This is a genomic window from Burkholderia sp. MSh2, from assembly GCF_000731655.1.
Taxonomy (GTDB): Bacteria; Pseudomonadota; Gammaproteobacteria; order Burkholderiales; family Burkholderiaceae; genus Burkholderia; species Burkholderia paludis.
This window is the reverse complement of the sequence record NZ_JPGM01000066.1, coordinates 46,885-56,491: the sequence shown is the minus strand read 5'-3', so window position 1 is coordinate 56,491 and position 9,607 is coordinate 46,885. Positions and strand designations below refer to the sequence as shown.

The 9,607-nt window shown below is 62.2% G+C and carries 6 protein-coding genes; all 6 read right to left on the bottom strand.

Annotation, left to right across the window (positions count from 1 at the left end):
• Positions 1-498: 498 nt before the first annotated feature.
• The 6 genes from GQ57_RS31485 to tssJ all read right to left on the bottom strand — a co-directional run bounded on the left by GQ57_RS31485 (position 499) and on the right by tssJ (position 9,595).
• Positions 499-948 carry a hypothetical protein gene (locus tag GQ57_RS31485; RefSeq protein ID WP_031402507.1) on the bottom strand — a complete coding sequence of 150 codons (450 nt, stop codon included), beginning with the start codon at positions 946-948 and terminating at the stop codon, positions 499-501.
• Between the two features lie 74 nt (positions 949-1,022).
• Positions 1,023-2,288, bottom strand: a complete 1,266-nt coding sequence (gene icmH, locus GQ57_RS31480; protein ID WP_034199908.1) for a type IVB secretion system protein IcmH/DotU — start codon at positions 2,286-2,288, stop codon at positions 1,023-1,025.
• Positions 2,289-2,306: 18 nt separating this feature from the next.
• Positions 2,307-6,374 carry a type VI secretion system membrane subunit TssM gene (gene tssM / locus GQ57_RS31475; RefSeq protein WP_031402505.1) on the bottom strand — a complete coding sequence of 1,356 codons (4,068 nt, stop codon included), beginning with the start codon at positions 6,372-6,374 and terminating at the stop codon, positions 2,307-2,309.
• Positions 6,375-6,399: 25 nt separating this feature from the next.
• A complete protein-coding gene (gene tssL, locus GQ57_RS31470) occupies positions 6,400-7,662 on the bottom strand; it encodes a type VI secretion system protein TssL, long form (protein WP_034199898.1) in 1,263 nt (420 codons plus the stop codon).
• A gap of 51 nt (positions 7,663-7,713) precedes the next feature.
• Complete coding sequence (tssK, locus tag GQ57_RS31465; protein ID WP_031402503.1) at positions 7,714-9,060, bottom strand: type VI secretion system baseplate subunit TssK; 1,347 nt, start codon at positions 9,058-9,060, stop codon at positions 7,714-7,716.
• 31 nt (positions 9,061-9,091) lie between these two features.
• The gene (tssJ, locus tag GQ57_RS31460) at positions 9,092-9,595 is read right to left on the bottom strand and encodes a type VI secretion system lipoprotein TssJ (protein WP_034199897.1); all 504 of its coding nucleotides are present in this window, start codon (positions 9,593-9,595) and stop codon (positions 9,092-9,094) included.
• Positions 9,596-9,607 lie beyond the last annotated feature (12 nt).

The following is a 9,607-nucleotide window of genomic DNA, read 5'->3' as shown; positions in this document are numbered from 1 at the left end:
TAGACGGGCAGCGTCGGTATGCTCAAGGTCTTGAGTTCCAGCGTGAATTCGGAAAGCTCGCCGAGCGCTTCGTTACCCCGAAGCTTGATCGGCAGGAGAATCGCCTCTCCAGCGACCTCAGGCAACGCCATACCCTTGATCGACACGACACGGGACTGCGTGGGTAAGTACATGAATTCCTCGTCTCAGCAAGAGCAGCGCCTCGATTCACTTCATCGTGTTGACGCTTCGCGTGTCTGCACAGATTCGCCCATCTCGATTGATGCAATACGACGCCCTTCAGAAATTACACGGCGGCGGCACGAGCACCAACACGGAAGGCATGAATTTTCGATATTTGACAATCAAAAATATCGACTCATTCATCAGTTAAAAATCATTGATCATTCAATCATCAACATCAGTCACTCAAATACCTGACATTCCAATCAACGCCACACCACTTGCCTTTTTAGTTCCAACACAATTCTTTACTGGCGAACACAATCCATTAGCCCGCTATCCTCCGCAGACTGCCTGATAAACAATAGCGACATCAGATCCTTCCATGAACGAAATTCCCTCATGCGAGGGATCATCCAGGAACGGATGCTCCAGTTGCTTTTTGACATCGGCTGCGCTGTCGATAAAAAGAATCGGCCAGTCCCTCTTGATTCCACACTTGAATAGCGCGCCGCTCAGACGAATCTTCCTTTCGTTCGTCAGATCTGGCTGACGATACAAGACCATCACTGCGCCATCGGGTCGACGGCCCACCACAAGGTACTTGTAGTCGGGACTTCCCGCGGACGGATCCTGCTTCCAGAGCTTCGAGTGCGGGTTCTTCAACAACGCGTCGGTGACGTTGACCTCTACCTGGAACCCGCTTGCGGCAAAAATTGAACTTGCATGAATAGCCGCTATCGCCAGAAGGCATGCCGCAACTACTTTGTGATTCCTTGAAAACATTTCCACAATCCTTTTCAAAAAAATACTTCATTTCCCTTTGGCATCAGCCAATCCGCCGCACATCGACTCGTGATTCAGCTTGATACGGTGACTTCGACGCGACGATTTCTGGATCGCCCCTCCTTCGAGGCGTTATCGGCCAGCGGCGCTGCATCGCTCTGGCCGGTTACGCTGATGTGATCCTTGGGCACGCCTGCCGCCACGAGAATCTGCGCAACCTGCTGCGCACGTGCCTCGGAAAGAACGTGATTCGAGCCCTGTTGCGTCTGGTTCGCCGGGAGGTTGTCGGTATAGCCGGTTACCAGCACGTGAGCGTTCGGTGACGAACTCGCAATCGCGTGCCCGACCGACGCCATCATCGACGCCCACCACGGTGCGACCGTCACGTCACCCGACGCATACATTCCGTTGAACCGGAGCGTCACACTGTCGGTGGCAGCATTCCTGATCAACGCCACGTTTCCGGCAGCGATTTCATCGCGCAGTTGCGCACGCAACACCTGATCCAGTCGATCGATCGGTGTCGACGGGTGAACGGACGGGTCCGCACGCTCCAGCTTGCCGACCGCGATGTAACCTCCCGCTCCCACCAGCAATGCCGTTGCAACGCCGATGACGATCCACCAACCCGACCGACGCCGGCGTGCCGGACGTACCCACGGATCAACCGTTCGTCTCGCCGATGGAGTCGCCTCACCCATCCGATCGGCCGCACCGACGCGCTCGACCGTCGCATCGTCCATAACAACGGGGGCCACGCTCTGTCCGCCTGCCATCACGACCCCGTGCAGACGCTCGCGGATATTCCACAGCCGTATCGAACCGTCGTGCTCGAAGCGGTATCGCCCGCGAAAGCCGAGATCGAGGACGTTCTGAAACAGTTCGAGCAGATCGAGATGGCCATGCGGGTTCCCGAGCACTTCGTTGATCACGTGGAAGACACGATCGCCGCCTTGTCGATCGTGGCCCATCGCCACTGCCAGGCTGTTCGTCTGCCACTCGACACTGGCGCCCTCGCCCCTGCCCCAACGCGTCTGCATGGCCGCCTCGTCGAGTGCCGCGCTCAGGCAATAGGTCGCTCTCACGACGTGGTCTGACGGAATCTGCAACTCGCGGCAAACCCGCAAGAACATGCGCAGCTCCTGTTCGAGCCACTTTCGCCGCTGTGCAACGGCGCCTGGCTCCAGCGCCTTCGGGGTATCGGCCAACGCCATCAGCAGGATCCGCGCCGACTCCAGCAACGGATTGGCTGCCTGCGCGGCTGCGTCGAGTCGCGCGCCGAGCGGCGGCGACGCCAGAATCCCGGCGTGCTTGCGTGTATCGACTGTCGAGATCGTCACCCTGTGTGCCCTCACGCGTTATTGGGTGACATTCGCCGGGCTGCCCGGCGTCGTACCGCGCGGTAGCCCCGGGGGCGGACCGCTATCCGACAGGTTGAACACCGGCATCGAAGTCGGACAGCGGAAAGTCCTCAGCACATCGCTCGTTAGCGGATTCGCCACGCTACCGGCGCTCGAGATGTCGAGCACCGCCTTGCGCCCGTCAAAATCGAATGCGACTCGGGTGCGGCCGGGCGTGGCGGTCTCGACTACCTGCCCCCGCTGGAGCAAGCGCATCAGCGCCCACGGGCCATCGGTCCCGATCGTCGACGTATCGGGACGAATGCGCGGATTCGCCGTGATTTCCGTATGGACGCCACCGCGCGGCCCGGGCCACGACACGGCAAACGGCGCGACCGGACCGTGCTGATAGAGCGAGGTCTGCCCGTCGATGTCGAGCGACAGGCTGGTGATGGTCGGATCCAGTTCGGGAATCCGGATGTCGGCCTTCCATGTCAGCTGCTTGTGGCCGGGATCGTTGAAAAAGACATCCCGGATCGCCTTTGCATGCTCGAACGGCTCCAGGTCCGGCCCCTGCACGGGCTCCGTTGCGCCCGCCAGCGTCTTGTAGCGCCAGGGCTTCGCGGAAGCATCGACAAACGGCGCCAGCGTCTTCACAAAGAAGTCGTCGATCACGCCACCCTGCGCAAACACACGGGTAAAGTCATCGATACTGACGTCGCGCTTGCTGTCGGGAGAGAACGGATAGTTCCCTTCGATGGTGAGTCGGCACGTGTCGCCGACGACCGCCTGCATCTGCCGCGACAGCAACTGACCGATCCCCTGATTGACCTCGTGCGAACCGTCCGCGGCAAGCTGCATCAGCACTGCCCGGAAAGGCGCCGGCATCGTGTTGGCGGTCATCTTGAGCTTTGCGGCCGTGTCGCTCGCCGGCGGCATGCTGTTGTTCGACAATGCGTTGTCGGAAACCGTCAGCGCCGTGTAGTAATCGTTCAGCAGGTTCGTCACGCCATCGAGCCCGGTCTTGCCGGCCTGCGCGGCCGCTGCTTGCTGCCCCGCCTGACTATCGGCATTCCCGGTCACGACCTCGCGCAGCGCAGCGAAATGGTTGTCGACCACATCACGCTCGACACGCTCCGAGGCACGAATACCCAGTGCCTTGTCGGCCTTCTGATTGAGCTGGTCGGCCGCCTTCTGCAAAAAAGACCCGTCCGTGCCTGTCACCGGTGCCGTGAGCGTCGTTTCGTGCACGGCCGCACGGGCAAGGCGGCCCAGCGGCGAATCAGGTGCGGCGAAGCTGCGCAGCACCTGGAGGTTGAATGCCAGGCTGGTGCCGCTCACCGTCCGGATGTCGTTGAGAAACGCATCCCACTGCTGCGCATACTCCATCAGATACTCGCGGCGAACGGCGTCCGTCAGTGCATCGTCCGTGCCGGTTGCCGTGCTCACGATCTCAGCCGTTTTTTTTTGAGCATCGCCCAGGTACGAGCGCCCCATCACCCATGCATCGTCGTCACGCGCGATCTGGACGAACTCGGGGAGACGTTTATCGAACAGGTTCCGATAGCCGTCGAAGGTGAACAGACCCGGCACGCCCCGCGACAGCGGCTGGCCGCTCGCCCGCGTGAACACGGTGCCGGCCTGCGGCCCGACCGCACGCAGCAGCGTGAACTCGTCCGGCGACTCCTTCAGCATCGCGGCCTTCGCACGCTCGTACAGGCGATCGGTCGCATTGCTGCCGTCCAGAAACGCCCGAGCCTGCTGGATCAGTGCATCGTTGCGGATAAGCGGCGATTTCACGACACGTTCGCCGGAAAAGAGCTGCTGCACGTGATCGACCATCGACGCCCGCCCGCCGAAAATTGCGGCACTGTCGTTTTTCGCCCAGTCGTCGAGTACCCACGTCTTCACGTCGCCGGCATTGAACTTCGCGTTGTCGTAGAGCATCAGGTAGACACGCAATGCATCGTAGGCAGTCTTCGAGTCCTTGCTGGCGATGGCCCCGGACATCACGTCTTCCATCCGGTGCACGATCTGCGGCACCAGCAGGTTGTCCTCCAGCGCGTCGTAGGTCCTGCTGCTCTGCGCCACGATGTTCGGCGGCGTATAGAGACCGTAACGCCAGGTACTGCCCGGATTGGACAGGTCCAGATTCGGAAAGGTCGGCAAATAACGCGCTTCCGTCAGCGTGTCGGGCACGGCCTCCGGTTTGGGCTCCTTGTACAACTGGGTCACGCGAGCCGCCAGGGCCTGAACCTTGCGGCCGATGACGTCGAGGTAGTCGCTATTGTTGCCAAAGCTCGCGCGCAGTCCGAGCGCGAGCCAGACGAACAGCAGCAACGCGAGCGCGTGGCCGATCAGCCGCAGCAATCGGTAGCGGTATTCCCAGCGCAGGTTGGGACTGACCAGGTGCGCCTCGGGAAACACGACCCGGGTCAGGACGTCGTGCAAGAAGTAGCTTCGGCTACCCTCGTGCGAGCCGAAACCCGTCGAATGCTCCTGTTTCGAAGCAAGACGCTGCACGACCGTGTCCCGTTCCGCGACGACCGGCTTCCCGCCTTGCTGCGCGCTCGTGAAATAGACGCCGCGCAGCGTCGAATGCAACTGGGTATCGTCGTAGCGCGAATCGAGAAACACCCGGTCGATCAGGTCGACGAGCGGCCCGATCAGCGCAGCGAACTCCTCCGGCAACGCGGCGAGTTGTCGACGCTTGTGGGTTTCGTCCTCGTCCTGAAGACGCGTGTGAATCATCCCCGACAGTCGGTCCGACAGTTGTGTCAGTTCATGGTGGCAACGTGCGCGCAGACCTTCCTTGACGACGGTTTCCTTTCCGTAGGGCAGCGTAAAGCCCCAGGCTTGCGCACGGCTCTCCGCCGCCAGCCCGGCAAAATACTCGGCAAACCCGGTCAGGCGGTCCATTTTTGTGACGAGCACGTAGACCGGGAAGCGGATGCCCAGCTCATTGCGCAGTTCGCCCAGTCGAGCGCGCAGCGCCGACGCCTCCGCGAGACGTTTCTGCTCGTCGGCATCGACCAGCGATTCAAGATCGACGGCCAGCAGCGCGCCGTTGATCGGAGCACGCGGCCGGTGGCGACGCAGCATGCCGAGGAAACCGAGCCATTCCGCGTGATCGAGCGCCTTGTGCTGTTCGGAGCCGGCACGCAGCGGAACGAAGGCGACGCTCGATCTGGCGACCGCGGCCGCCTGGGAATCGCCAGGCGTTTCGCTCTTCCTGTCGTCATCGGCTCCGGCCGCTGTTTCGCTGTCGGGGTAAGCGGCGGTCGATCGGTCCGACGGTGCGGCCAGCCCCTCTCCCTCCTTCACGGTCGAGGTGCCGGGGCGCGTGTAATAGCCGGCCGTGTCGATCAGCACCGCCTCGTTGGTCAACCACCAGTCCACGGCAGCCGCGTCATTGGACGACGTTCCGGCCGCCCGCTGCATTTGCTCGGCGATCGGAAACGTCAGGCCACCGTTGAGCAGCGCACTCGTCTTGCCCGCCCCACGTGAACCGAGTGTGATGTACCACGGCAGTTCGTACAGATAGCGCTTGCCCTGAAACAGCTTGCCCGGCCCTCGTGCACCCGTGCGCATCGACTTCAGCCGCGCCAGTGCGCTCGCTACGATGATTTCGACTTTTTTGAGGCGCGGTGCAGCGGGGGATGCTTCCTTCCTGTCGCCGAAGCGAAGCATCTTCTTCAGGAATGCCTCGTCTTCGCGCATCTTCTGCCAAAGCCGGAACATCCAGAACAGCGCGAACACCGCCCATACCAGCGCGATCGCACCGAGCCGGGCCGATACCGATTCGAACGGCGACGTGTGTCCGAACGACAGCAGCGGCGCTGCATACCAGATCAGCAGACACAGTAGCGCGACGAACACGATGCTCGTCGACCAGCCAGCGAGCCAAAGCAGCATGCCCGCGAGCACCAGTGCAATCAGCAACACGCGCATGCCGGCACCGGCCAACGGCTTGAGACCGCCGAACGCAAAGAACGGTCCGATGAACCAGATCATCAGCGCCACGACGATCAGCGCGAGGAACGCGAGAAACTGGCGCGACGTGATAAAGGACTGAAACTTCTTCATGGTTTATTCCGAAAACGGCTCCGGCCTATTGCGCGACGACAATCTCGACGCGACGGTTCTGCGCGCGTCCCGCGGCGGTGCTGTTGTCGCCGATCGGATCGGCGTCGCCCTTGCCAACCGCTTCGAGTCGGTTGGCCGGCACGCCAGCGGCCTGCAGCATCTGCATCACCTGCGTCGCCCGCTCCTCCGACAGCGCTTCGTTCGACGGAAACTGGCGACTCCGGATCGGCAGGTTGTCCGTGTAACCCAGAACGGTGACCTTGCCCGGCACCTTGACGGTCTCACCCGCGATCTTCGCGATAAGCGGCGCCATGGCACTCTTGATCGTGACGCCACCGGGCGGAAACATTGCGTCGCCCCGGAACGTCACGGCGCTGTGGCGTGCATCCTCGTCGACGCTCACCGTGCCCGCCGCAATCTCGTCCTTGAGCAACTGCTTCAAATGCAATTGAGGCGGTGCGGGTGGCGGCGTCATCCGGCCGATGTTGGCGATCTGCTTTTCCATGCCCGCGCTGCGGCTCATCAGTTCGTATTTGAACCAGCCGAAGAGACCAAGGAGCAGCACCGACAGGAACGCAACCGTGATCCAGACCGGGAAGTCATGGAAAGACGCCCGCTTTCCCTTCACGTCCGACTGCCAGCGCGGCGACAGTGCCGTGGGGGCGATCCCGCGCTGTGCCGTGATTTCGCTATAGAGACGTTGACGAACGGCATCGTGCTTGCGCTTGCCGTTCGCGTCCCCTCGATAGCGCCCCTCGAATCCCAGGCTGAGAATCTCGTAGATGACTTCAAGCAGGTCTCGATGCTCGCGCGGTTCGGCGAGCAGTCGGCCAATCAGCAGGTAGACCTTCTCGCCCCCCTGCCGGTCCTCGTGGAAGGTGGTCGCAAGACCACCTTTGATCCATTCGATGCCGGACGACTCACCCTTCCCCCAAGTGGTCTGCGTTGCAGCCTCGTCGAGTGCCGTACACAGGCAATAGCGTGCGCCGATCGTGTGGTCGCGGCGAATGTTCGCCTGCTCGCACAGCTTCTGGAAGGTGCGCACCTCCTGTTCGAGAAGATCGCGAAGCGCGAACGTCTCCTCCGCAACGAGGTGATCCGGCATATCCGCGAGCGCACGCAGAAGCGGCCGCGCCGCTTCACGCAACGGATTGGGCGCCTGCTCGACGGCCGCGAGCCGATCCCGAAAGGAAACGGCTGCCTCCCTGGAAGAAGCGGACGACGGCCGGGCGAAAACGGGCGGGTGCCGTTCCTCGGTCACATCGGTGCCGGTAGATGAATTGCTCATGACGGGACGTAGCAGATCGTGGTTCGTGATTTCATGGTTGCCGATGCGTACTTACGTACGTACGCCCCACAGTTCCAGCTTGATCGACGGGAAGTCGCCCGCCACGTGCAGCGCAAGACCACCGTGCCGCACCACCTCGTCCCAGAGCGGTCCCCCTTGGGTCAGCTCGTAATAGATGTAGCCGGCATTGAACGGGATCTGCCGCGGCGGCACCGGCAACGCCTGCAAGCCGATGCCGGGCAGGTGACTGCGCACGAGGCTCGGCAGCTTGTCGGAGGGTCCGGCCTTCGCTTGTGCGAGGAATTGCTGCTGCAACACGTCCGGCGGCATGGCCGCGTGCACGGCGAGCACCAGCGCGGTAAATCCCTGCATGTCGACCGGATCGACCACGGCGTTTCGCATGCCGTGGCCGCGGTCTTCGAGCGCAATGCTTTGCGCACTGCGCACCAGCACGGCATTCAGCAGCCGATGCGTATCGTCGACGATCGGTTTGAGACACAGGTGCGGCGCCGTGTGCTGGTACGGGGGATGCGAATCGAGGGGCCGGCGGGTGTCCGTGCGCAAATGCGTCGACAACTCGCCCGCCATGCTGATCAGCAGCGTATAGACTTCGGCCGGCGACGTCGTCGGCACGCGCAACATATGCTGCAGCAGCGGCTCATACCGGTTCAGGATTTGCAGCAGCAGGTAATCGGTAACCGTCGCGGCGCTTGCCGTGGTGTCGTCGGTGCCCGCCAGCCGCTGCGCCAGTGCGTTCGCGCGCAGCCGGGCCAGATCGTGAATTTTCGTGACCCAGCTCGTCAGCAGGCCGCTCGCGCCATAGCCTGAAACGGGGGGCACCAGCGTATCGTCGAGCTCAATGCTGCCATCCGCGCGAATGGTCCTCACGCGCGTGAGCGCAAGACCGATCCACGCGTCGCCAAGCTCCTTTTCGGGCATCAGGCGCAGGCGCAAGTTCGACAATTGAACCGGCTCGGGCGCCAGGCCGATCGAATTCGTGTCGCGCAGCTCGGTATCGAACACGAGGTAGCGCGCCAGCGAATCCGGTGTGTTCTCGAACGTCGTCTCTTCGCAATTCGGAAGCCGGACCGGCACCGCAAGATAGATCACCTGATCGAGGTGCTCCGGCCGGATCGTCAGCGGCGGCGGCAGCGGCGTGTTTCCCGGTGCGTCGAACGGCGAGCCGTCGGCGAACACGCCGGCGGCCGACTTGACGATCACCTTGCCCAGCGCCAGCGACTCCAGATCGAGCGCATAGTGCGCGAAGCCGAAGAAGAACGGCGACAAGGGGGCCGCACGCATGTGCGCATACTTTTCGAAGTAACGATCCTGTTGCTGGAACAGTTGCGGACGGAAAAACAACCCCTCCTGCCAGGCGACCTTGGCGTACCAACTCATGCGTATCGTCCGTTTCGTTGAGCGATGTGATTCATTTCCTGGCTTCCTCGATCCTGACCGCCTTGGCATCAAGATCGACAGTGAGTTTCAGCTTCGGCGTGGAGATGCGATACCACGCCTTGTCGGGGGCGACCGGCATCGTGTACACCGCGCGCCAGACGGAATTCCCCAGATCGCGATAGGCCGCAATCACGCCAATGGCAGTCGTATCCGCGCCGGGACGCCGCACGATCGTCTGGCGATCGCCGGGACGCAACTGCAACTCGTCGCGTTTGACAACGTCATCGGCCAGCACGGTCTTGTCCTGGGTCTGCAACGTGAAGAAGTCTGCTGCCTTGAACGCGTTGTCGTTCTTCAGCTCGTAAATGCGTACGACGATCGGTGCCGCCCGCCCGCGGTCGTCCGGATTGACATCAGCCCCGGCGTCGACGGTCATTTCGAGTCGGATCGGTTCCTTCGGTTTCGGCTCGCCGCTCGCACAGGCCGAAAGCAACACGACACCGGCGAGCGCGGCAACAGTCAGAATCGAACGCATGCTGAATCCATC

Excerpts from the sequence above, each read along its gene's own strand:
- GQ57_RS31485 (WP_031402507.1), bottom strand. The coding sequence starts at position 948 with ATGTTTTCAAGGAATCACAAAGTAGTTGCGGCATGCCTTCTGGCGATA.
- tssM (WP_031402505.1), bottom strand. The coding sequence starts at position 6,374 with ATGAAGAAGTTTCAGTCCTTTATCACGTCGCGCCAGTTTCTCGCGTTC.
- tssL (WP_034199898.1), bottom strand. The coding sequence starts at position 7,662 with ATGAGCAATTCATCTACCGGCACCGATGTGACCGAGGAACGGCACCCG.
- tssK (WP_031402503.1), bottom strand. The coding sequence starts at position 9,060 with ATGAGTTGGTACGCCAAGGTCGCCTGGCAGGAGGGGTTGTTTTTCCGT.
- tssJ (WP_034199897.1), bottom strand. The coding sequence starts at position 9,595 with ATGCGTTCGATTCTGACTGTTGCCGCGCTCGCCGGTGTCGTGTTGCTT.